The sequence below is a fragment of the Williamsia sp. MIQD14 genome (genome assembly GCF_051025635.1).
In the GTDB taxonomy this organism is placed as follows: domain Bacteria; phylum Actinomycetota; class Actinomycetes; order Mycobacteriales; family Mycobacteriaceae; genus Williamsia_A.
On the sequence record NZ_JBPFDG010000002.1, the window covers coordinates 211,548 to 232,424 of the forward strand.

The window sequence follows — 20,877 nt, forward strand, 5'->3', positions numbered from 1 at the left end:
CGGGTGGGGTTCTGCTGTGCGAATGCCATGTCGGACTCCTTCTCTCGTGTCGGCATCTCTTTCCGACACCCGTGAAGGTAGGAACCGGATCTGTGCGGTCACCGCGACGATTGCTGTGGGGTCGCTACGTGCCTGCCGTCACACCACGTCGGTTCCGTGTCAACGGATGTGGCGGTTCGCCGCCCATCGCGTCAACGCGTTGCGGTTGGACTGCTGGGTCTTGCGCAACACGTTGGAGGCATGGGTCTCCACCGTCTTGACCGAGATGAAGAGGTCCTCGGCGATCTCGCGATAGGTGTACCCGCGGGCCAGCAGGCGCAGCACCTCGAGTTCCCGTGGGGTGAGGGAGTCCAGCTCGGGATCGAGGTGCGGTTCGGGCATCGGCGAGCGCCCGGTGAACGAGTCGAGGACGAACCCGGCCAGTCGCGGACTGAACACCGCGTCACCGTCGGCGACACGGCGCACCGCGTCGGCGAGTTCGGTGCCCGCGATGGTCTTGGTGACGTAGCCCCGTGCACCGGCGCGGATGGTCGCGATGACGTCCTCGGCGGCGTCGGACACGCTCAGCGCCAGGAACACCGGCGGTTGCGCGATACGCGAGTCGGCGACACCGCGGACGACGGCGACCCCTCCCCCGTCGGGCATGTGGACGTCGAGCAGAACGACATCCGGTGTGGCCTCGACGATCCCGGCCACCGCGTCTCCCACCGTCCCCGCCTCGCCGACGATGGTGATGCCACTCGCCGACGCGAGTTCGGCGCGAACACCGGATCGGAACACGGCGTGGTCGTCGACCAGGAACACCCGGCACGTCGCGACGTCGGTCATCGGTTCTCCCCGCTCTCGGAGGACACGGTGTGTGCCCCGTCGGTCGCCGCCTGTGATGCGTGATGGTCGCAGGGCATCGACATGACGACCTCGGTGCCTCGACCCGTCGCGGTCTTCACGACCACCGAACCGCCATGCCGTTCGACGCGTCCACGGATCGACTTCGCCAGCCCCTGGCGGTCGGCGGGCACAGCGTCGGGGTCGAAGCCCCGTCCGCGGTCGCGCACGTAGGCCTCGACCCCGTCTGCGGTGACCTCGGCGAACACGTCGACCTTGTGCTCGCCGGAGTGCTTGGCGGCGTTGATCAACGCCTCGCGGATCGCCGCGACGAGCGCAGCCCACCGCCTCGTGTCGGGGAGGTCGGCCCGGGGCGATCCGTGCGGCCAGGTGAGATCGCCGACGGTCACCACGTCGACCTCGATGCCGTACGCGTCCTCCACGTCGCCGGCCATCAGCTTCACCGCCGCGGCGAGTGAACTGCCTGCACGGTCGGTCTCGCCGAACAACCATCGCCGCAGTTCGCGTTCCTGTCCGCGCGCGAGTCGGGTGACCTCCTCGGGGCGATGGGCCTGCTTCTGGATCAACGCGAGTGTCTGCAGCACCGAATCGTGGAGGTGGGTGGCGATCTCGTCGCGCTCGGCGGCGCGGATCCGCGCGGCGCGTTCGGCGTTCACGGTGCGCAGCATCCGCATCCACAGCGGGACGGTCAGCAGCACCACGCCGAGCAGGGTCGCGACCACGGCCAGCAGGGTGGTCCCGAGACCGCCGAACGACCGGTCGGTGGCGAGGACCGCGACGACGAGTCCACCAATCACCAGGACGCCTCCGCCGGCGACGCGGGTCCAGGTCATCACCCGGCTACGGGTACCGCCGTGGCCGGTGTCGAACTCCCGCCACACCAGGCTCGCGCCGACCGCGACCACCACCAGCGGCACCAGGTACTCCGCCGGCGTCCCCGATGCCGCGAAGCCGACGACCACCACCGCGGCGAGACCGACGAGCGCCAGACCGTAGGCCTGGGCACGTTCGCCGCGCGACGGTGGTCGCGTGTCGGTACCCGGCGGGCAGAAGAACCACAGCAGGCCGTACGCGCACACCCCGGCGCCGGCGAGGGCGCTGAGCACCACGAAGACGATCCGCACGACCACCACGTCGACGCCGAGGTGGTCGGCGACACCGCCGGCGACGCCACCGATGATCCGGCCGCCGTCGCGACGCAGGACACGGCCGGGTACCCCCGCGCGCACCGCGGCGTCGTGCGCGCGCCGCTCGTCCTGCCCGTTCACGCCTAGATGGTGACACGCACACCCCGCACCGCACATCAGGGACGACCCTGACCGGGCGCTCGGAATCGACGCGCCAATTCAGGGTGAACACCGATGGTGCGCGACCCGTCGGCGCACCAGGATGGTCGGCATGGACACGGAGACACCGAACCGGAACCCGGGCACGCCGAATCCCGGCGCGATCAATTCCGAGACGCTGCACCGGATGTGGGACACGCGGCCCGTCCGCACCGGCGGCGACCGCACCGTCGCCGGTGTGTGCGGCGGTGTCGCACAGCGATACCGCATCGATCCGACGCTCGTGAAGGTCGCGTTCGTCGTCGCCACGTTGTTCGGTGGCAGCGGCATCGTGCTCTACATCGCCGCGTGGGTCACCTTCCCGTCCGACGGCGTCTCCGACGGCGTGTCGCGACGCGATCGGCGCGACCGGTTCCGGGCCGCGCGTGGTCGTCGCGGGCGCCGGCGGCACGTTCACGGACTCGACGGGCGGGGGCCGCACCTGTCGCCGCCGGTCGTGGTGCTGGTGATCCTGGTCGTCGCCGTCACCTCGTTCGGCCCGAACGTGGCCTGGGGATCGGGTGGCCTCCTCGGAGCAGCGCTGATGCTCCTCGCGTGGTGGCTGCTGTATCAACGGTGCCCCGATCCCGTGGCCGGCACCTCCGCCGACACCGTCGGCGCGGCCACCCTGGCGGCCACCGAGACCTTCACCCGCTGGACTCCCCGCGCCTGGACCGAGCCGGCCGCCGACGGCGCCACGGCCGCAGCACCTGTCGACCTGATGAAGGACCGCTCGGCGACCGCCGACACGGACTCCGACACCGGGCCGACAACCGAGATGCCGCGCACACCACCGGCGTGGGATCCCCTGGGTGTCGCCCCGTTCGCCTGGGATCTGCCCGAGCCCTCCGATCCCGCCCCGATCCATCCGCCTGCCACACGGAGGCCCCGCTCGGCTCTCACCCCGATCACCCTGGGTGTCGCCCTGGTGGTCGCGGCCGCAGCGACGACCGCGGCATTCGCCGGCGTCTCCGTCCTCACACCGGTCCGAATCATGGCCCTGTCGCTGGCCGTCGTGTGTGTCGGTCTGCTCGTCGGGATGGTGTCGCGGCGCGGTTCGGGCCTCGTCGGGGTGGCGGTGATCCTCGCGGTCGGCGTGGTCGGCGGGTCACTGCTGTCGGGCAGCGATCTGCTGCCCGGAGGCGGCGTGGGACAACGTGAATGGCGACCGCTGACCGAGGCCGACATCGCCGCGCAATACGACCACTCGGTGGGGCAGGCGACACTCGACCTGCGATCGGTGACGCTCACCGCCGACCGGTCGGTGCGGGTACGCGGCGGTGTCGGCGAGATCCGGGTCATCGCTCCAAAGGGGATGAACCTCGACACCCGGTGCCGGGTGATCGTGGGTGACCAGACGTGCCCGAGCGGCATCGACGGTGGGGACGACGGTACCGCGGGTCCGGTTCTGCGCGTGGACATCTCGAACGTCCTCGGACAGGTGACGGTGGATCGTGGATGACGAACGGGGCCTACGGCCCGCCCAGGCACTCGTCGGGGTCGCCGGTCTGGCGATCGCCCTCTGGGGACTCGCCGGATCGCCGGAGGTCACCGACACCGCTGTCCTGCGATGGGCCGCGGTCGGGGTGGCCGTGATCCTCGGGGTGGCGCTGATCGTCGCCGGCGGGATCAGTCGCCGTCGCTGAGCGCTGTCAGTCCCCTTCGCGACGGCGGAGCCGTCATTCCCATTCGCGACGGCGGAGCCGTCATTCCCATTCGATCGTGCCCGGGGGCTTGCTGGTGACGTCGAGGACGACGCGGTTGACCTCGGCGACCTCGTTGGTGATGCGGGTGGAGATGAGTTCGAGGGTCTCGTAGGGCACGCGGGTCCAGTCGGCGGTCATCGCGTCCTCGCTCGACACAGGGCGGAGCACGATGGGGTGTCCGTAGGTGCGGCCGTCGCCCTGCACCCCGACGCTGCGGACGTCGGCGAGCAGTACCACCGGGCACTGCCAGATGGTGTCGTCGAGACCGGCGGCGGTGAGTTCCTCGCGGGCGATGAGGTCGGCGGCACGCAGGATGTCGAGACGTTCTGCGGTGACCTCGCCGACGATGCGGATCGCCAGACCGGGACCCGGGAACGGTTGGCGCGCAACGATCTCCTCGGGCAGGCCGAGTTCGCGGCCGACCGCCCGCACCTCGTCCTTGAACAGCAGACGCAGCGGCTCCACCAGAGAGAACTCGAGGTCCTCGGGTAGGCCGCCGACGTTGTGGTGGCTCTTGATGTTCGCGGTACCGCTGCCGCCACCGGATTCGACGACGTCGGGATACAACGTCCCCTGCACCAGGAAATCGACACTCGAGTCGGCATCGCCGATCACGTCGGAGACCGCACCCTCGAACGACCGGATGAACTCGCGGCCGATGATCTTGCGCTTGGTCTCCGGATCACTGTGTCCGGAGAGTTCGCGCAGGAACGTCTCCTCGGCGTCGACCGTGATCAGGCGGGCACCGGTCGCGGCGACGAAATCCTTCTGGACCTGCTCGCGTTCGCCTGCGCGCAGCAGACCGTGGTCGACGAACACACACGTGAGCCGGTCACCGATCGCCTTCTGCACCAGCGCCGCGGCGACGGCGGAATCGACACCGCCGGACAGACCACACAGCGCGAGACCGGTCTCGCCGACCTGTGCGCGCACCTGCTCGACGAGGGCGTCGGCGATGTTGGCCGCGGTCCAGCTCGGTTCGAGGCCGGCGACCTCGTAGAGGAAGCGGGTCAGCACCTGTTGGCCGTGCGGGGTGTGCATGACCTCGGGGTGGTATTGCACCCCGGCCATCCGGCGTTCGAGGTTCTCGAAGGCCGCGACCGGTGCACCGGGGGTCGACGCGGTGACGGTGAAACCGGCGGGGGGCTCCTGCACGGCGTCGTTGTGACTCATCCACACCGGTTGACTCTCGGGCAGACCGGCGTGCAGCACCGACTCCCCCGACAGCGACAGGGTGGTGCGGCCGAACTCGCGTCCGCCGGTGTTGGCCACGACGCCGCCGAGTTCGTTGGCCATGGCCTGGTAGCCGTAGCAGATGCCGAACACGGGGATGTCGAGGTCGAGGACCGCGGGGTCGAGGCCGGGCGCGTCCTCGGCGTACACCGAGGCCGGGCCACCCGAGAGGACCAGTGCCACCGGGTTCTTGGCCTTGATCTCCTCGATCGACGCCGAGTGGGCGATCACCTCGGAGTAGACGCGCGCCTCGCGGACCCGCCGGGCGATGAGCTGCGCGTACTGCGCACCGAAATCGACGACGAGGACGGGGCGGGGTGCGGCTGATTCGACGGGCGACGAAGCGGCCGGGCTCGAGTGTTCGGGTGCGGTCACGCCGCTCAGTCTAGGCGCTGACCCCGTCGCGCCTGACCTGCGCGGTGGGCAGCAACGCGTCGTCGGAGCGCGGCGCCGTGCCGCCCGAGGTGATGGCGACGATGGGCAGTCGCAGCGCGCCCGGTGCGCTGTCGGGGACCACGGGAGTCTGCGGGGCGACGGCCTCGATGCGCCGGTAGGGCTGGGCCTGCGACGGCCGCGTGTCGGCCTCGTTCTTGTTGGGCCAGAACGACATCGCACGTTCGGCCTGTGCGCTGATCGACAGCGACGGGTTGACACCGAGGTTCGCGCTGATCGATGCGCCGTCGGTGACGTGCAGCGTCGGGTAGTTCCACACGCGGTGGTACGGGTCGATGACGCCGTTCGTCGGCGAGTCGGAGATGACGCATCCGCCGAGGTAGTGCGCGGTCATGGGCATGTTGAACACGTCACCCCAGGTACCGCCGGCCAGTCCCCCGAGCTTCGCCGCGACGCGTTGCGCGGCCTCGTTGCCCTTGGGAATCCACGTCGGGTTGGGCTCGCCGTGGCCCTGGCGGCTGTTGACGAAGCGGAACGGTCCGAATCGCTGGACGAAGGTGCTCAGTGAGTTGTTCTTGTTCTGCATCACCAGCAGGATGACCGTGCGCTGCGACCAGTTGCGCACGTTGATCAGCTGCAGCAGGGCGAACGGGTTCTTGCGGACCTCGTCGAGGAACTTGAGGAAGCGGTTCCGCCCGGGCTCGCCGTCGGTGAGCATGGTCTGCAGCAGACCCATCGCGTTGGATCCCTTGCCGTATCGACACGGCTCGATGTGGGTGTCGGATGCGGGGTGGATCGACGACGTGATCGCGACACCTTCGGAGAAGTCGTCGGTCGGGTCGACCTTGCTGCGCATGGCGCCGAGGATCGACTCGGAGTTCGTGCGGGTCAGCTCGCCCAGGGCGTCGGACAGCTGCGGCAGTGAGCCGTCGTCCTTGGCCAGGTGGAGCAGCTTCTGGGTGTTGTAGGTGCCCGCGGCCACGATGACCTGACCGGCGGTCAGCGTGCGCCGCCGCGCGCCGAGGCGGGTCCAGGTGCCGGTGCGCTCGGTGTCGACCGACCACGAACCATCGGCGTGGGGATGCAGTCCGGTGACCGTCGTGCGGTCGAGGATCTGCGCGCCGTTGCGCTCGGCGAGACCGAGGTAGTTCTTCAGCAGGGTGTTCTTCGCGCCGACCCGGCAGCCGGTCATGCACGACCCACACTCGGTGCAGGCGGTCCGGGCCGGGCCGGCGCCACCGAAGTAGGGGTCGGGCACCGTCTCGCCGGGTGCGCCTGCGCCACCGGTCTTCTCGCCGAAGAACACCCCGACCGGGGTGGGTCCGAAGGTGTCGGCGACGCCCATCTCCTCGGCGAGGTCCTTCATGACGCGGTCGGAGTTGGTGAACGTGGGGTTGGTGACCACACCCAGCATCCGGCGCGCCTGGTCGTAGTGCGATTCGAGTTCGTCGTCCCAGTCGGTGATGTGGCCCCACTGCGGATCGGTGAAGAACGGTGTCGGCGGCTTGTAGAGGGTGTTGGCGTAGTTCAGCGAACCGCCGCCCACACCTGCTCCCGCGAGCACCATCACGTCGCGCAGCATGTGGATCCGCTGGATGCCGAACAGCCCCAGCTTCGGCGCCCACACGAACTTGTTGAGCCGCCAGCTGGTCTTCGCGAAGTCCGGGTCCTCGAAGCGGCGCCCCGCCTCGATAACGCCGACGCGGTAGCCCTTCTCGACGAGGCGCAACGCGCTCACACTGCCGCCGAAGCCCGATCCGATGATCAGGACGTCGTAGTCGTGCGTACCGGGTGTGGGCATTGCGTCACCTCGCGACAGTCGTGTTGACGCGTCACGGGAAACGAGCCGGGCCGTTGTGACGCGCGTCCTATCGTACAACACTCGTTGTCAGATGCCGCGCGGGTCCGGCCCGCCCGCACCGGCGTCACGAATGCGCGGTGAGACCGACCTTCTGGAACTCCTTGAGATCGGAGTAGCCGGCCTTGGCCATCGACCGGCGCAGACCACCCACGACGTTGAGCTGGCCGAACGGCTCCGACGACGGGCCGTGCAGCACCTCGTCGAGGCCCGGACGCTCGTCGCCGAGGGCCACCTGCAGCAGGGCGCCACGCGGAAGCGACGGATGTGCGGCCGCCGCCGTCCAGAACCAGCCCTGGCCGGGCGCCTCGGCTGCGGCGGCTAGCGGGGTCCCCAGCATCGCGGCGTCGGCGCCGCACGCGATCGCCTTCGCGAGGTGACCCGAGGTGTGGATGTCACCGTCGGCGATGACGTGCACGTAGCGTCCACCGGTCTCGTCCAGGTACTCGCGGCGCGCAGCCGCGGCGTCGGCGATGGCCGTCGCCATCGGTACGCCGATGCCCAGCACCTCGCCGGTGGTGGTCGACCCCTCGGCCGAGCCGTACCCGACGATGACGCCCGCCGCGCCGGTGCGCATGAGGTGCAGCGCGGTGCGGTGGTCGTGGACACCGCCGGCGACCACGGGGATGTCGAGCTCGCTGATGAACGTCTTGAGGTTGAGCGGTTCACGTCCGTCGTGCGACACGTGCTCGGCGGAGATGATGGTGCCATGGATGACCAGCAGGTCGACCCCGGCGGCGATGAGCGTCGGCGTGATCTCTTGGGCGTGTTGCGGACTCACACGCACCGCGGTCGTGACGCCGGCCTCGCGGACGCGGGCGACGTTCTCGCCCAGCAGACCGGTGTCGAGCGGGGCGGCGTGCAGTTCTTGGAGGCGACGGATGGCCGCCGACGGGTCGACCTCCTCGACCGCGATGGCGATCACCTCGGCGATCTTCGCCTCGACGTCCCGGTGTCGCGCCCACAGGCCTTCGCCGTTGAGGACGCCGAGCGCCCCGAGCCGACCGAGGGCGATCGCCGACTCCGGCGAGACCAACGCATCGGTCGGATGGGTCAGGATCGGGGTGTCGAAGCGGTAGGCGTCGAGCTGCCAGGCCGTCGACACCTCGCTCGACGAGCGGGTCCGTCGCGACGGCACGATGTTGATGTCGTCGAGTTCGAAGGTCTGCCGGGCCGTTCTGCCCATGCCGATGTCCACCAGGTCACGCACCGGTGCACCTTTCCGTAGTTGGCCGCGCCCACGACGGTGTCGCCGAGGACCGGCGACACCCGCTCATCTGAGGGCGATCAGCGCGAATAGTAGTTCGGTGCCTCGACCGTCATGGTGATGTCGTGCGGGTGGCTCTCCTTGAGCCCGGCCGCGGTGATCTGCACGAAGCGGGCCTCCTGCAGGTGCTCGATGGTCGCCGAACCGGTGTAGCCCATCGCCGCGCGCAGACCGCCGCGCAGCTGGTGGATGACCTGGGTCAGCGGACCACGGAACGGCACCCGCCCCTCGATGCCCTCGGGGACGAGCTTCTCCTCGGCGAGCACGTCGTCCTGGAAGTAGCGGTCCTTGGAGAACGACTTCTTCTCGCCGCGGCCCTGCATCGCGCCGAGCGATCCCATGCCGCGGTAGCTCTTGAACTGCTTGCCGTTGACCAGGATCAGCTCACCCGGCGCCTCGGCGGTACCGGCGAGCAACGATCCGAGCATCACCGTCGACGCGCCGGCGGCCAGCGCCTTGGCGATGTCGCCGGAGAACTGCAGTCCACCGTCGGCGATCACCGGGACGCCGGCGCGCTTGCACACCGCCACCGCCTCCATCACCGCGGTGATCTGCGGGGCGCCGACACCGGCCACGACCCGGGTGGTGCAGATGGATCCCGGTCCGACGCCGACCTTCACCGCGTCGGCGCCCGCGTCGACCAACGCCTGGGCGGCCTCGCGGGTCGCGACGTTGCCGCCGACGATCTGCACGCGGTGACCGACCTCGGCCTTGAGCTTGGCCACCATGTCCAGGACGAGTCGATTGTGGGCGTGCGCGGTGTCGACGATGATCACGTCGGCCCCGGCGTCGGTGAGCGCCATCGCCCGGGCCCACTGCTGATCGCCGGTACCGATGGCGGCACCGACGAGCAGGCGCCCGTCGGAGTCCTTCGTGGCGTCGGGGTGCTGCTCGGTCTTCACGAAGTCCTTGACCGTGATCAGACCGGTGAGCTTGCCGTTGCCGTCGACGATGGGCAGCTTCTCGAGCTTGTTACGCCGCAGCAGACCCAGCGCGGCCTCGGCCGACACACCCTCCTGGGCCGTGATCAGCGGCGCCTTCGTCATGACCTCGGAGACCGGCCGGTTCTGGTCCACCTCGAACCGCATGTCGCGGTTGGTGATGATGCCCAACAGGTTGTCGTCGTCGTCGGTGACGGGCAGGCCCGAGATGCGGAACCGGGCACACATCGCGTCGACCTCGGCGAGGGTGTTCGTCGGGCTGCAGGTGACCGGGTCGGTGACCATGCCGGCCTCGGAACGCTTGACCGTCTCGACCTGACCGGCCTGGTCGTCGATGGACAAGTTGCGGTGCAGCACGCCCATGCCCCCGGCGCGCGCCATGGCGATCGCCATCCGCGACTCGGTGACGGTGTCCATGGCGGAGCTGACGAGCGGCACCTTGAGACGGATCTTGCGGGTTACCTGCGAGGAGGTGTCGACTTCACTGGGGATCACGTCCGACGCGGCCGGCAACAGCAGCACGTCGTCGAAGGTGAGGCCCATCATCGCGACCTTGCCGGGGTCGTCGCCACCGGTCCGGACGGCGGGTGTGCTGGGCGTGGTGTCGAGGGAGGCCTGGTGGTCGGTGGGTGGGGTCATCGTCAGATCAACCTCTCGATGGTGTCGTCGGAATCGGAATTCGCGCGTCCGCGCCGATCTCGGCCCGGCGTGGGTGGCGCTCACACGACGTCCGCGGGGTGGACGACGCTGCCGTGGGGTGCCGACGTGTCGCCCCATCGTATAAGCCCCGGGCGGACCGCAGCGACGAGGATCCGTCGGCGGCAATTGTGATCACCGGGAGTGCTGAGGTGGCGCCCGACACGTGTCGCTGACTACGGTGGCCGTGTGCGCGACCACCTGCCGCCGGGCCTGCCCCCGGATCCCTTCGCCGACGATCCGAGCGACCCCTGCGCCGCCCTGGATTCGATCGAGCCCGCGCAGCCCCTCGACGCCGAGGAACGGCTCGCGGTCGAAGAAGATCTCGCCGATCTCGCGGTGTACGAGGCCCTTCTGGCCCGACGTGGCGTGCGCGGCCTGGTCGTCGTGTGTGACGACTGTCAGCTCGACCACTACCACGACTGGGACATGCTGCGCGCGAACCTGCTGCAGCTCCTCGTGGAGGGCACCGTCCGTCCGCATGAGCCCGCCGTCGACCCGTCGCCGGAGGCGTACGTGACGTGGGACTACTGCCGCGGGTACGCCGACGCGGTGATGCACACCGACGACGACTGACCCGATCTCGGGCCTCGAGCGACCGCGGTAATCAGTTCCCGGTCGAACCGTTCGCCGTACCTGACGCCGTCGACTTCGGCACCGCCGGCACCGTGGTCGTCGTGACCGGTGCCTGCGTCGTGGTCGGCGGGGTCTGCGGCGTCGTGGTCGGGGGCACCGGCGCACGCAGCAGCGTGCGCGGATCGGGGATGGACGTCGGCAACGTCGGGATGATCGACGTGAGGATGTCGGTGGGCAACTGGATCGGCGGCAGCCCCGACACCGGCGGCAACGAGGTGATCGACGTCAGCGGGTTGTCCGGGAGCGGTCCGACCTGCTCGGCCAGACGCTGCGTCCAGTCCTGCATCCGCTGGCGGGAGTCGTCGCCGGACATGTCGCCGACCTTCTTCTGCGCCTGCACCAACAGTTCCGCGGCCCGGCGCTTGTCACCCGTCGACAGTGCCTGCTCGGCCTGCTCGAGATTCGACTGCGCGTCGGCCGAGGCCACGGTCGCGCTGGCCGCCGAGCCGAACATCGCCTGCTTCACACCCCACAGGGGGTCGCCCGGATTGGAGTTCTGAGCGAGCACCGTGACCGCGCCGAACGCCACGAGGGCGACCGAGGCCGCGCCGGCGACGACCCGCAGGCGGCGCATCGCCGTCCTCCGCGAGTCCATCCGGCCACCTCGGGCGATCTCCGCCTCGATCTCGTCGAGCGTCGGTCCCGCGGGCATGGGGGCGGCGTCGATCTCGTGCCGCCACCCCGACAGCAGCGTGGCGAGCTGCTGATCGGCCGCCCCGTCGCCGAAGTCTCCGGGCATCTGATCACGCGCCAGCGCGTCGAGCAGGCGATCGTCGGCGCGGACGGCCTCCATGTCCACCGTCACCGCATCGGTGCCGTTGTGTGCTTGTCCACCGTGTGCGTTCACTGTTTCCCACCGACCAGAGCGGTCACGTCCGGACGAACCGGGACCGAAGGGCGACGTGCGATCGTCGTCGTTCATCGTCCCTCACCTGCTCTCGTCATCTCGTTCTTCAACTTGTTCAAGGCCCTGTGCTGTGCAACACGCACCGCACCGGGCGTACTCCCGACCGCATCGGCGGTCTCCTCGGCCGACAACCCCACCACCAGGCGCAACACGAGGATCTCGCGCTGCTTCTCCGGCAACCGGCTCAGCAGGCGATCCATCCGCCTGCTCGCATCGGCGTTCAGAGCTGCCTGTTCGGGCCCGTCGTCGACGTCCATCGTCTCGGGGATGGTCTCGAACGGATCGGACTTGATCCGCGCGGCACCACGATGCGCGTCCGCCACCTTGTGCGCGGCGATGCCGTACACGAAGGCCATGAACGGCCGCCCCTGGTCGGTATACCTGGGCAGCGCGGTCATCACGGCCATACAGACCTCCTGCGCCACATCGTCGGCGGACAGCGTGTGCCGTTCGCCTGCCCCCACCCTCGCCCTGCAGTACCGCACGACGAGGGGTCGAACACTCTCGAGAACATCGGAGAGAGCAGACCGACTGCCCCGCCCTGCGGCGGCGACAGCGCGATCCAACTCGTCACCTGTGAGAATCATCGTCGAGTGAGGTCCCTGCGTTACATGCGTCGGAGTTCGGGTGGACGGGCAGACCGGCGTGCGGTCGAGGAGAGCCGGCGGGGTGGGCCGCCGTGCGGCGCCAACTCGGTAGTCAGCTTAGCGAGCGGTCGCCGTGCACATCGGTGTCCTGGTATCCCACCGGACACATCCGTACCTACCGAGCGGGCTCCAGCCGCCCGCCGCGCGCGTTCACCGTCCGACGCGCCTGTGTCTCCTGCTCGACCGCCCACCGCGAAGTGGGCTGGTCCAGGTGCGGCGACAGGCCCACCAGCAGCGCCGCCGCCGCCCACCGCAACGGGTCGAGACCCAGACGGTCGGCGCGCTCGACACAGGCCGACGCCAGCTCGACCGCGCCACCGATGTCCCCGCACGTCGCGCGCGTCGCCGCCTCGATGACATCGGTCTTGAGCGCATGACGGGTCGAGGGGCACCCCCGCGCCGCACCGACCGCGGAGTCGGCACTGTGCCGGGCGCCGGTGGGATCGCCCCGATAGAGGTACAGCTCGGTCTGTACCCAGGCGACGCGCAACCCGAGTCGGTCCCCGTGCACCCATGTCCACAGCTGCGCGTGCTCACCGGCCTCGCGCCGATCGACCAGGTCGCGACCCGCCGGGGAGGCACCGTCCTCCCATCGCCGGGTTGCTCTGTCGAGGAGTCGTTCCGTGACGTCGAAGGCGCCGAGCCCGAGATGGTCGGCGGCGAGACCGACGAGGGCGTCGACGCACGCCGAGGTCGCTGCGGGTCCCGCCGGCGCCCCGACCGCGAGCGCCAGGGCGTCGCCGTCGAGGCGACGAGCGTCGGTGTGACGGCCGCACTGGCGCAGGTGCGACGCCTGCGTCGAGGCGACGAGGGAGAGCAGCGCCGACGAGTGCGGCCCGGGCGGTGTCGCTGCGCGCAACCGCTGCAGTTCTGTTAGGGCGCGTGCGTAGTGACCGCGTGCGCCCAGCGCGACCGCGTGCAGCCATCTGTCGTGGCCGGTCACGACGGCGTCGGCCCCGCGTGCGTCGTCGACAGGGGCGTCGGGATGGGCCCCGAAAGCGACGTCGATCACAGCTGTGGGCCCCCTCTCGGGCATCTGAACCTCGATTTAGCGAAAAGTTAACCTGCTCGTGACCGACCGATTCCGGCCCGGGTGTCACCTGGAGGTCACCCGTGGATGTCCGCGACGTTAACCACCCGGACGTGATCGGACACCTTCGGACTCCCGTGCGTCGGCCGACACTGCCGCCGCCCACGTCGCGAACAGCCCTGTGGTGTGGCGATTCGTACCGATTCCGGGCCGGCCGCGACGCCCGATGTGGCCTCCGATCCGACCGGGCAACGACGCAACATCTGCTTAACATCTGGTGTCCCACCAAGGGTTTTGCTCAGCCATGTGGGGTTGTTGACTGGTTTTCCGACCGTCGCCTACGTTGAGCGAGTCGGGCGGGGACAACGTCGTACTCGACTCCGGAGAACTGCTTCACCCAACCAGTTCACGCCGAAATTGGCACGTACAAGGAGCTCCACATTGCCTCAGCCAAACCACCTTCCCGGACCGAACGCAGACATCTGGGACTGGCAGATGAAAGGCCTGTGCCGCGGTGTCGACTCGTCGATGTTCTTCCATCCCGACGGTGAGCGCGGCCGGGCACGGGCCCACCGCGAGCGTCGCGCGAAGGAACTGTGCCACCAGTGCCCCGTGATCGCCCAGTGCCGTGAGCACGCGCTCGCCGTCGCCGAGCCCTACGGGATCTGGGGCGGGTTGTCGGAGAGCGAGCGCGGCATCCTCATGAAGCGCGGTGTCGGCCGCCGCATGGCGGGCTGATCGCCCCACACACGACACGCACGACGAAGGGCACCCGGGGTTCTCCCGGGTGCCCTTCGTGTTCGTCCTGTATCAGCCGATCACTGCGGACCGCTCAGTGGCTGTGTCCGTGACCGTGGCCTGCGTGATCGTCGGAACCGGCCTGCTTCTCGATGATCGCGCTCTCGGTGGTGAGCACCATGCGCGCGACCGAGGCGGCGTTGACGATGGCCGACCGGGTCACCTTGACCGGGTCGACGATGCCCTCGGCCAGCAGGTCGCCGTAGGTGAGCGTCGCGGCGTTGAACCCGTGACCCTTCTCCGCGGCGGCGACGGTGGCGGTGACCACCGAGCCGTCGACACCGGCGTTGGTGGCGATCCAGTGCAGCGGGGCGCGGACGGCCGTGCGGACCACGGAGACCCCGAGCGCCTCGTCACCGGACAGGGTCGCCTCGAGATCGTCGAGGGCGGCCGATGCCTGGACGATGGCCGAGCCACCGCCGGGGATGATGCCCTCCTCGACCGCGGCCTTGGCCGCGGCGACCGCATCCTCCACGCGGTGCTTCCGCTCCTTGAGCGCGGTCTCGGTGGCCGCGCCGACGCGGATCACCGCGACGCCCCCGGAGAGCTTCGCCAGACGCTCGGCGAGCTTCTCGCGGTCCCAGTCGGAGTCGCTCGCCTCGATCTCGCGGCGCAGCTGTGCCGACCGGTCGGCGATGGCCTGGGTCGTACCCGCGCCGTCGACGATCGTCGTCGTGTCCTTGGTGACGACGACGCGCCGCACCGAGCCGAGCAGGTCGAGACCCGCCTCGGCCAGCGACAGCCCGATGTCGGAGCTGATCACGGTGCCGTCGGTGACCACCGCGAGGTCCTCGAGGAACGCCTTGCGGCGGTCACCGAAGAACGGCGCCTTCACCGCGACGGCGTGGATGGTCTTGCGGATCGAATTCACGACCAGCGTCGACAGCGGCTCACCCTCGATGTCCTCGGCGATGATCAGCAGCGGCTTGCCGGCCTCGGCGACCTTCTCCAGCAGCGGGAGGAAATCGGGCAGCGAGGTGATCTTGTCGCGGAAGAGCAGGACGCGGGCGTCCTCGAGAACGGCCTCCTGGCTGTCGGGATCGGTCACGAAGTACGGCGAGAGGTAGCCCTTGTCGAACTGGACACCCTCGGTGACCTCGAGATCGGTGATCAGTCCCGAGCTCTCCTCGACGGTGACGACGCCGTCGACGCCGACCTCGGTCATGGCCTTGCCGACCATCTCGCCGATCTCGGGGTCACGCGAGGAGACCGTGGCGACCTGGGCGATCGCGGTGGCGCCCTCGACCGGGGTGGCCGCGGCGAGCAGCGCCTCGGAGATCGCGTCGGCGGCCTGCGAGATGCCCGAGCCGAGCGCGATGGGGTTGGCGCCGGCGGTGACGTTGCGCAGTCCGGACTTGATGATGGCCTGCGCGAGCACGGTGGCCGTGGTGGTGCCGTCGCCGGCGACGTCGTTGGTCTTCGTCGCGACCGACTTCACCAGCTGCGCGCCGAGGTCCTCGAAGGGGTCGGAGAGGTCGATCTCGCGGGCGATGGTCACGCCGTCGTTGGTGACGGTGGGTCCGCCGAAGGCCTTGGCGAGTACGACGTGGCGACCGCGGGGGCCCAACGTCACCTTGACCGTGTCGGCGAGCTTGTCGACGCCGCGTTCGAGGGAACGACGCGCCGCGTCGCTGAATTCGATGTCTTTGGCCATGTGTGGCTGCACTCCTGAGAGGTGGTGGGTGGTGCCGGAGAGGTGGTGGAGGTGCGGATGTCGGGAGGTGAGCAGACAGCCCCGCCCCGGTCGCCCCCGTGAGGGAGCGCCCGGGGCGGGGACCGTCACCGGGTCCGCAGCCGCATCACGCGGCGTCGGTCGGTGGGGTGACGACTACTTGGAGATGACCGCCAGCACGTCACGTGCCGAGAGGATCAGGTACTCCTCGCCGGAGTACTTGATCTCGGTGCCGCCGTACTTGCTGTAGATGACGGTGTCGCCCTCTTTGACGTCGACCGGCACACGGTTGCCCTGCTCGGTCACGCGTCCCTCGCCCACGGCGATGACGGTGCCCTCCTGGGGCTTCTCCTTGGCCGTGTCGGGGATGACCAGACCGGAGGCGGTCGTCGTCTCGGCCTCGTTGGCCTGGACGAGGATCTTGTCCTCGAGGGGCTTGATGTTCACGCTCGCCACGATGTGAGCCCTCCACTTTCGGGGTACTGGGTCGGATTCGTAGGTCCGTACCCGTTTTCTGATGACAGATGATTACGGCGCCTTGCTCGGTTCCGTCGTCGCGGGAGCCGAAACCTCACTCGGTGCCACCTGGCACTCTATACATGCGAGTGCCAGCACTCAAGTACCCGGGAGTGCCAGCGGCGCGGTACCCGCCTGTCGGCGCCGGAGAGCGATCACGACCAGGCTCCCGACGACCCCGAGCACCGACAACACCGAGATCAGCACGATGGCCGACGACATGCCCGCGGGCAGCCCGGAACCTTGCGTCCCGCCGGACTGGGCGCTGGTCACGATGGCCGTCACCACCGCGAGCATCACCGCGCCGCCGACCTGGATGCTGGTGTTCACCAACCCCGACGCCAGCCCCTGCTCGTCGTCGGACACCCCGGTGGTCGCCTGGGCGTTCACCGACGGGAAGCACAGCGCGAAGCCGATACCCAGCAGGACGATGGTGGGCAGCAGGAAGTCGACGTACCCCATGCCCGGCTGCGCCCGCAGGAACAACAGGTAGCCACCGACGAACGCCGTGAGCCCGACCGTGATCAGGATCGGTGTGCCGACCCGGTCGAGCACACGGTCCATCCGCAGTGCGCTGGCCACGACCAGGAGACCGGCGGGCAGGAACCCGAGTGCCATCGCGATCGGCGACCAGCCCAGCGTGTCCTGCAGATAGAGGGTGACGAGGAACTGGAAGGCGACGTAGCTGCCGAACATCACCGCGGCGGAGACGTTGGCGTGCACCAGGGTCAGCGACCGCAGGATGCCCAGGCGCAGGAGCGGGTTGCGGTGCCGCGCCTCGATCAGCACGAAGGCGACACCGAAGGCCGCCGCGGCGACGAAGAGTCCGATGGTCGACGGCGCGGTCCACCCCGCCTCCGGTGCGGCGACGACGGCGTAGACGAGGACCAGCAGGGCGCCGGTGCTTGTGAGGGCCCCACCGACGTCGAGGTGTGACCAGGTGATCGCCGGGCGCGCGGTCCGCGGGATGACCTTGACGCCGGCGAGGAACAGCAGCGCCGCGACGGGTCCGGGGAACAGCAGCGTCGCCTGCCACGAGACCTCGGTGAGCAGTCCGCCGAACACCAGGCCCAGAGAGAAGCCACTGGCGCCGCACACGGTGTAGATGCTCAGCGCACGGTTGCGGGCCGGCCCTTCGGCGAAGGTCGTCGTGATGATCGACAGACCCGCCGGGACGGTGAACGCCGCGGCCACGCCCTTGACGAAACGCAACGCGATGATCGCCGCGTCCAGTTCGACGACCGCGCTGACGATCGACGCGACACCGAAGACGGCGAGCGCCGCGAGGAAGACCTGTCGGCGACCGAAGAGGTCACTCGCACGTCCTCCCAGCAGCAGGAAGCCGCCATAGCCCAGCACGTATCCGCTGACGATCCACTGCAGGTGCGACTGGTCCATGCCGAGGTCGGCCCCCATCGACGGCAGGGCCACGCCCACCATCGAGATGTCGAGCCCGTCGAGGAACAGCGCGCCGGCCAGGACGACGAGCAGAACCCAGGTCGCCGTCGCCCACCCCCGCGCCGATGTCACCTCCCCGTGGGAGCCGCTCCCCTGTTCCGCCTCTCCTACCTGTGCTTCCCCCTTCGCTCGGGACCCGACGTCGGTCGGGTCATCCGCTGGTGTGACCGGTGAGTGAACTGTCATGCGGAGAACCATATGCAATTGCATTGAATGTGTCTACAAATAATCTGACTGCAAATAATGCGACGACATCTGGTAGCATCGCCCCATGTCCGACGACGTGCACACACCCTCCCCGGGTGCCTCGTGTGACGAGGACGCCCTCGCGGCCGCGTGGCACCGGCTGACCGTCCGCTACCACCGCCTGCACTGCGAGATCGACCGCACGCTCGAGGCCAGTCACCAGATCAGCGGGAGCGAGTTCGAGGTGCTCGAACTGCTTGCCGCACAGCCGGACTGCTCGCTCCGGATGAGCGAACTCGCCGGTCAGGTGCATCTGAGTCAGAGCGCGCTGTCGCGGCTGGTCGCGGGCCTGGAGAAGAACGGTTTCGCGCAGCGGACCATGTGTGAGAACGACCGTCGGTCGGTGTTCACCGCCTTGACCGCGGCCGGACGTGATCTCTACGAGCGCGCGCGACCCGTGCAGCGCGCGATCCTGCGTGCCGCCACCGTCGACGCCGACACCGGCTCCCTGTGCGGCGCCGACGATTTCCGGGCCGCCGCCACTCCGGTCGAGAGCGGTGCGCGGGTCAGTACGCGCTGATCTGCACCGACATACCCGGGTCGGTGGCCACCGTCAGCGGCGACGCCGGCGCACCTCCTGCGATGACGTGGGCCCCCAGCGTCGCGATCATCACCCCGTTGTCGGTACACAGCCGCGGACGCGGGATACGCAGCGTCACACCCGCATCGGCGCACCGCTGCGCGGTCAACGACCGGATACGGGAGTTCGCCGTCGCCCCACCGCCAAGGACGAGGGTGTCGACCCCCGAGTCCTCACACGCGCGCATCGCCTTGAGGCTCAGCACGTCGGCGACCGCCTCCTGGAACGAGGCGGCGACGTCGGCGAGCGGGACCGGATCACCCGCGCGCTGACACTTCTCGACGAAACGGGCGACGGAGGTCTTCACCCCACTGAACGAGAAGTCGTACCTCGCGTCCCGCGGACCCGTCATGCCCCGGGGGAACCGGATGGCGGTCGGATCACCCTGCGCGGCCGCGGCATCGAGCGCGGGGCCACCCGGATAGCCGAGACCGAGCAGGCGGGCCACCTTGTCGAAGGCCTCGCCGGCCGCGTCGTCGACGGTGGTGCCCAACTCGACGATCGGCGCGCCGAGGTCGTCGACCTTCAGCAGGTGGGTGTGCCCACCCGACACCAGCAGCGCCACACACTGCGGCATCGGCCCGTGTTCGAGGGTGTCGACGGCGACGTGACCGCCGAGGTGGTTCACGGCGTAGAGCGGGATGTCCCACGCTGCGGCATAGGCTTTCGCCGCGGCGACTCCCACGAGGAGGGCGCCGGCGAGTCCGGGGCCGATGGTCACCGCGATCGCGTCGGGACGATCGACGTCGGCGACCTCCCGGGCGCGGGTCACGGTCGGGACGATGGCCTCGAGGTGGGCACGGGAGGCGACCTCGGGCACCACGCCGCCGAACCGCGCGTGTTCGGCGACGCTGGAGGCGACCTCGTCGGCGAGCAGTGTGGTCGTCGCGTCGTCGTTCCATCGCACGATGCCGACACCGGTCTCGTCGCACGAACTCTCGATCCCCATCACGATCACGAGCCGCCGTCCTCCCGTCGGGTGTCGGTGCGGGTGACCGACGGTCGTCGCATCGTGTAGGCGTCGGCGCCGCTGGGCTGGTAGTACCGCTTGCGCAGACCGATCTGTGCGAAACCGTTGCGCCGGTACATGTCGATGGCGACGTCGTTGTCGGTGCGGACCTCGAGGAACACCTCGGCCGCATGGGCATCCGCCACCTCGAGCAGGGCGGCCATGAGCGCTCGACCGTACCCGGCGCCACGATGGGCGGGGTCGACGGCGATGGTGTGGATCTCGCACTCGAAGGCCCCGATTCGTCCCAGCAGCGCGATCCCCGCGTATCCCACGAGGGTCTCGCCGTCGCTGTCGCGGGCGGCGAAGTAGCGGTTGTGCGGCGAGGCGATCTCGGCGGTGAACGCCTCGACCGGCCAGGGTGACTCGTCGGGGAAGATCAACCGTTCCAGCTCGGCGCATCGCGCGGCGTCGGCGGGGGCGAGTGGCCCGATCATCGGGCGCGATCCGCGGTGGCGACGGCGTCGGGGCGCCGTAGGTACAGCGGGACAACGGGTTCGGGATCGGTACCGGACTCCATCCCACGGCGGGCCGTCGCGACGAGTCCTCGGGTGCTCGGTGTCGTGACCGCATCGACGACCTGGTCACCGAAGAGTCGGGTGTGCTCCGGGGACCCGACGATGGCGTCCACCCTCTCCTCGCCGTGCAGATGGTCGACCAGCGCGGCGGGGGTGTCCACGGCGGGGCCCGCGAGACGACGACCGTCGCCGTAGAGGGCCCAGTAGACCTCGCGACGGCGGGCGTCGGTGACGACGAGGACCCGTCCGGGGCCGATCGAGGTCGCTTCGGCGGCGATGGCGTCGAGCGAACACACGCCGTGCAGCGGGATGGCGAGCGCGTCGGCGAAAGCGGCCGCGGTCGCCATACCGACGCGCAACCCGGTGAACGGACCCGGCCCGCACCCGACGACGACGGCATCGAGCTCGGACCGGGCGACCCCGGACTCGGTGAGGCAGTCCAGGATCAGGGTGGTGAGGATCTCGGCGTGTCCGCGCGGGGTGTCGACGGCGCGGTGCGCCCGCACCGCGATCCCGGTCGACGGCGTCACCTCGGCGACCCCGGTGGTCACCGTGGGTGTCGAGGTGTCGATCGCCAGAACAAGCACGGTCGCCG

20 protein-coding genes are annotated in these 20,877 nt (G+C 69.7%); 5 read left to right on the top strand and 15 right to left on the bottom strand.

Translation table 11 applies throughout. The features are described from left to right. Positions 1–159: 159 nt before the first annotated feature. Both ACQ7HM_RS08480 and ACQ7HM_RS08485 read right to left on the bottom strand, forming a co-directional pair. Positions 160–828: a response regulator gene (locus tag ACQ7HM_RS08480; protein WP_434215829.1), complete on the bottom strand. Its 669-nt coding sequence runs from the start codon at positions 826–828 to the stop codon at positions 160–162. Beyond that, positions 825–2,114: an ATP-binding protein gene (locus ACQ7HM_RS08485; protein WP_434215830.1), complete on the bottom strand. Its 1,290-nt coding sequence runs from the start codon at positions 2,112–2,114 to the stop codon at positions 825–827. The genes ACQ7HM_RS08480 and ACQ7HM_RS08485 overlap by 4 nt, the downstream gene beginning before the upstream one ends. A gap of 130 nt (positions 2,115–2,244) precedes the next feature. Here ACQ7HM_RS08485 and ACQ7HM_RS08490 point away from each other — a divergent pair, with 130 nt between their 5' ends. Together ACQ7HM_RS08490 and ACQ7HM_RS08495 are read left to right on the top strand one after the other, a co-directional pair. After that, a complete protein-coding gene (locus ACQ7HM_RS08490) occupies positions 2,245–3,633 on the top strand; it encodes a PspC domain-containing protein (RefSeq protein WP_434215831.1) in 1,389 nt (462 codons plus the stop codon). After that, the gene (locus tag ACQ7HM_RS08495) at positions 3,626–3,817 is read left to right on the top strand and encodes a hypothetical protein (protein ID WP_434215832.1); all 192 of its coding nucleotides are present in this window, start codon (positions 3,626–3,628) and stop codon (positions 3,815–3,817) included. The genes ACQ7HM_RS08490 and ACQ7HM_RS08495 overlap by 8 nt, the downstream gene beginning before the upstream one ends. A gap of 60 nt (positions 3,818–3,877) precedes the next feature. On the opposite strand, the gene guaA is transcribed toward ACQ7HM_RS08495, so the two are convergent. The 4 genes from guaA to guaB all read right to left on the bottom strand — a co-directional run bounded on the left by guaA (position 3,878) and on the right by guaB (position 10,208). Further along, positions 3,878–5,485 carry a glutamine-hydrolyzing GMP synthase gene (gene guaA, locus ACQ7HM_RS08500; RefSeq protein ID WP_434215833.1) on the bottom strand — a complete coding sequence of 536 codons (1,608 nt, stop codon included), beginning with the start codon at positions 5,483–5,485 and terminating at the stop codon, positions 3,878–3,880. 10 nt (positions 5,486–5,495) lie between these two features. After that, complete coding sequence (locus tag ACQ7HM_RS08505; protein ID WP_434215834.1) at positions 5,496–7,304, bottom strand: FAD-dependent oxidoreductase; 1,809 nt, start codon at positions 7,302–7,304, stop codon at positions 5,496–5,498. 124 nt (positions 7,305–7,428) lie between these two features. Further along, on the bottom strand, positions 7,429–8,571 hold the full coding sequence (locus ACQ7HM_RS08510) for a GuaB3 family IMP dehydrogenase-related protein (RefSeq protein ID WP_434215835.1): 1,143 nt from the start codon (positions 8,569–8,571) through the stop codon (positions 7,429–7,431). A 77-nt stretch (positions 8,572–8,648) separates the two neighbouring features. Beyond that, positions 8,649–10,208 carry an IMP dehydrogenase gene (gene guaB, locus ACQ7HM_RS08515; RefSeq protein WP_434215836.1) on the bottom strand — a complete coding sequence of 520 codons (1,560 nt, stop codon included), beginning with the start codon at positions 10,206–10,208 and terminating at the stop codon, positions 8,649–8,651. 246 nt (positions 10,209–10,454) lie between these two features. Between guaB and ACQ7HM_RS08520 the strand changes: the two genes are divergently transcribed. Beyond that, on the top strand, positions 10,455–10,841 hold the full coding sequence (locus tag ACQ7HM_RS08520) for a DUF5319 domain-containing protein (protein ID WP_434215837.1): 387 nt from the start codon (positions 10,455–10,457) through the stop codon (positions 10,839–10,841). A 31-nt stretch (positions 10,842–10,872) separates the two neighbouring features. On the opposite strand, the gene ACQ7HM_RS08525 is transcribed toward ACQ7HM_RS08520, so the two are convergent. The 3 genes from ACQ7HM_RS08525 to ACQ7HM_RS08535 all read right to left on the bottom strand — a co-directional run bounded on the left by ACQ7HM_RS08525 (position 10,873) and on the right by ACQ7HM_RS08535 (position 13,491). Further along, complete coding sequence (locus ACQ7HM_RS08525) at positions 10,873–11,748, bottom strand: anti-sigma-D factor RsdA (protein WP_434215838.1); 876 nt, start codon at positions 11,746–11,748, stop codon at positions 10,873–10,875. A 71-nt stretch (positions 11,749–11,819) separates the two neighbouring features. Continuing rightward, positions 11,820–12,395: a sigma-70 family RNA polymerase sigma factor gene (locus tag ACQ7HM_RS08530; protein ID WP_045822082.1), complete on the bottom strand. Its 576-nt coding sequence runs from the start codon at positions 12,393–12,395 to the stop codon at positions 11,820–11,822. 175 nt (positions 12,396–12,570) lie between these two features. Next, the gene (locus tag ACQ7HM_RS08535; RefSeq protein WP_434215839.1) at positions 12,571–13,491 is read right to left on the bottom strand and encodes a hypothetical protein; all 921 of its coding nucleotides are present in this window, start codon (positions 13,489–13,491) and stop codon (positions 12,571–12,573) included. 435 nt (positions 13,492–13,926) lie between these two features. Here ACQ7HM_RS08535 and ACQ7HM_RS08540 point away from each other — a divergent pair, with 435 nt between their 5' ends. Further along, positions 13,927–14,223 carry a WhiB family transcriptional regulator gene (locus ACQ7HM_RS08540; RefSeq protein ID WP_434215840.1) on the top strand — a complete coding sequence of 99 codons (297 nt, stop codon included), beginning with the start codon at positions 13,927–13,929 and terminating at the stop codon, positions 14,221–14,223. Between the two features lie 94 nt (positions 14,224–14,317). On the opposite strand, the gene groL is transcribed toward ACQ7HM_RS08540, so the two are convergent. From groL to ACQ7HM_RS08555, 3 genes are all read right to left on the bottom strand, one after another. Then, positions 14,318–15,937 carry a chaperonin GroEL gene (groL, locus tag ACQ7HM_RS08545; RefSeq protein WP_434215841.1) on the bottom strand — a complete coding sequence of 540 codons (1,620 nt, stop codon included), beginning with the start codon at positions 15,935–15,937 and terminating at the stop codon, positions 14,318–14,320. Positions 15,938–16,111: 174 nt separating this feature from the next. Beyond that, positions 16,112–16,411 (bottom strand): co-chaperone GroES, encoded by a 300-nt coding sequence (gene groES / locus ACQ7HM_RS08550; RefSeq protein ID WP_045822080.1) that lies wholly within the window; start codon positions 16,409–16,411, stop codon positions 16,112–16,114. Positions 16,412–16,570: 159 nt separating this feature from the next. After that, complete coding sequence (locus ACQ7HM_RS08555) at positions 16,571–18,139, bottom strand: MFS transporter (RefSeq protein WP_434215842.1); 1,569 nt, start codon at positions 18,137–18,139, stop codon at positions 16,571–16,573. 61 nt (positions 18,140–18,200) lie between these two features. Between ACQ7HM_RS08555 and ACQ7HM_RS08560 the strand changes: the two genes are divergently transcribed. After that, on the top strand, positions 18,201–18,695 hold the full coding sequence (locus ACQ7HM_RS08560) for a MarR family winged helix-turn-helix transcriptional regulator (RefSeq protein ID WP_434215843.1): 495 nt from the start codon (positions 18,201–18,203) through the stop codon (positions 18,693–18,695). On the opposite strand, the gene tsaD is transcribed toward ACQ7HM_RS08560, so the two are convergent. From tsaD to tsaB, 3 genes are read right to left on the bottom strand one after another with little or no spacing between them, the layout of a single operon-like run. Next, entirely contained in the window at positions 18,682–19,713 is a 1,032-nt protein-coding gene (tsaD, locus tag ACQ7HM_RS08565; protein WP_434215844.1) for a tRNA (adenosine(37)-N6)-threonylcarbamoyltransferase complex transferase subunit TsaD, read from the bottom strand. The genes ACQ7HM_RS08560 and tsaD overlap by 14 nt on opposite strands. Beyond that, complete coding sequence (gene rimI, locus ACQ7HM_RS08570; protein WP_434215845.1) at positions 19,710–20,201, bottom strand: ribosomal protein S18-alanine N-acetyltransferase; 492 nt, start codon at positions 20,199–20,201, stop codon at positions 19,710–19,712. Before rimI ends, tsaD begins: the two co-directional genes overlap by 4 nt. After that, positions 20,198–20,869, bottom strand: a complete 672-nt coding sequence (gene tsaB, locus ACQ7HM_RS08575; RefSeq protein WP_434215846.1) for a tRNA (adenosine(37)-N6)-threonylcarbamoyltransferase complex dimerization subunit type 1 TsaB — start codon at positions 20,867–20,869, stop codon at positions 20,198–20,200. The genes rimI and tsaB overlap by 4 nt, the downstream gene beginning before the upstream one ends. Positions 20,870–20,877 lie beyond the last annotated feature (8 nt).

What these genes read in the sequence shown, in the direction of transcription:
- ACQ7HM_RS08480 (WP_434215829.1), bottom strand. Translation starts at nt 828, where the DNA reads ATGACCGACGTCGCGACGTGCCGGGTGTTCCTGGTCGACGACCACGCC.
- ACQ7HM_RS08490 (WP_434215831.1), top strand. Translation starts at nt 2,245, where the DNA reads ATGGACACGGAGACACCGAACCGGAACCCGGGCACGCCGAATCCCGGC.
- ACQ7HM_RS08505 (WP_434215834.1), bottom strand. Translation starts at nt 7,304, where the DNA reads ATGCCCACACCCGGTACGCACGACTACGACGTCCTGATCATCGGATCG.
- guaB (WP_434215836.1), bottom strand. Translation starts at nt 10,208, where the DNA reads ATGACCCCACCCACCGACCACCAGGCCTCCCTCGACACCACGCCCAGC.
- ACQ7HM_RS08530 (WP_045822082.1), bottom strand. Translation starts at nt 12,395, where the DNA reads ATGATTCTCACAGGTGACGAGTTGGATCGCGCTGTCGCCGCCGCAGGG.
- ACQ7HM_RS08535 (WP_434215839.1), bottom strand. Translation starts at nt 13,491, where the DNA reads ATGCCCGAGAGGGGGCCCACAGCTGTGATCGACGTCGCTTTCGGGGCC.
- groL (WP_434215841.1), bottom strand. Translation starts at nt 15,937, where the DNA reads ATGGCCAAAGACATCGAATTCAGCGACGCGGCGCGTCGTTCCCTCGAA.
- ACQ7HM_RS08555 (WP_434215842.1), bottom strand. Translation starts at nt 18,139, where the DNA reads ATGCAATTGCATATGGTTCTCCGCATGACAGTTCACTCACCGGTCACA.
- ACQ7HM_RS08560 (WP_434215843.1), top strand. Translation starts at nt 18,201, where the DNA reads ATGTCCGACGACGTGCACACACCCTCCCCGGGTGCCTCGTGTGACGAG.
- rimI (WP_434215845.1), bottom strand. Translation starts at nt 20,201, where the DNA reads ATGATCGGGCCACTCGCCCCCGCCGACGCCGCGCGATGCGCCGAGCTG.